This is a genomic window from Oleiphilus sp. HI0086 (genome assembly GCF_001635225.1).
This window is the reverse complement of sequence record NZ_LWFZ01000044.1, coordinates 1-932: the sequence shown is the minus strand read 5'-3', so window position 1 is coordinate 932 and position 932 is coordinate 1. Positions and strand designations below refer to the sequence as shown.

1 protein-coding gene and 1 pseudogene are annotated in these 932 nt (G+C 43.8%); one reads left to right on the top strand and one right to left on the bottom strand.

Translation table 11 applies throughout. The features are described from left to right. On the top strand, positions 1-452 hold a 452-nt coding region (locus A3756_RS00775), incomplete at its 5' end, for a DMT family transporter (RefSeq protein WP_156490142.1). A 16-nt stretch (positions 453-468) separates the two neighbouring features. Here the strand turns inward: A3756_RS00775 and A3756_RS00770 are convergent. Then, positions 469-932 (bottom strand): annotated as a pseudogene (locus tag A3756_RS00770) (hypothetical protein); the annotation flags it as partial.

The following is a 932-nucleotide window of genomic DNA, read 5'->3' as shown; positions in this document are numbered from 1 at the left end:
GCGGTTTTGATGGAAAGTTTAATTATTTAGGTGATGGCTTGGCACTTGCTGGAGCCGTTTTTTGGGCTCTTCACTTATGGGCTATCAGTTTCTGGGTGGGCAAGCATGACTTGCTTGTTCTCGCACTTTTTCAATTTATTGTCTGCGCTTTATTAAGTTTAGTTTTTTCCCTGAGCTTTGAGGGCGGCCCTATGGCTAGTCTCAACTCTGCTTATCTTTGGGCCTTGTGTAGTGGCATCTTCGTTGTGGGTATGGCGTATACACTTCAGGTCTTTGCTTTAAAGAAAGCAGACCCCTTTATTGCAGCGATCATATTTTCGATGGAGTCTGTTTTTGGCGCAATGGTTGGTTACTGGGTATTCGATGAAGTCTTAGGTATGTACGGCTTTGTGGGAGCTATACTGATGCTTCTCGGTTTTGTACTTGCGNAGTCTCATGNGAAACAGAACTAATAATCGTTATTGATTACTACTGAATCCTGATACAGCCTGCTTTTTCAGTACAGCACCCTGTTTTATCAACTTCGACTCCACGATCCGATAGCGGACATTCATCGAGTTTGTCTATCACGCCATCCTGGTCTGAATCGAGTTGGAGCTGTAGATTCTCAAATGGGGTTCTTACGATTTTTTCCACTTTAGGAATGTGTTTTTTGAAGCCAAAATAACGGCCTATATGAAAGCCGCTGAAGCGAGCATCTTTGGCATGATTGGTATAGTCAAAGCTGATGAACCAGGGACTATCGGTGAATCTGTAGTAAGCACCGATTCCCCAGGTAACTTGTACAGTTGACTCTTCTTCATAGCCAATACGCGAGTCTGTTGCTTCTGTATTGAGCCAGGTTCCCCCAAGTTTGAAGTGGGCATTGAAAGGCTTATATTGGGGTAAGAATCGATATGCAATCATTAGACTTGGGGCTCGGTATCTAATCG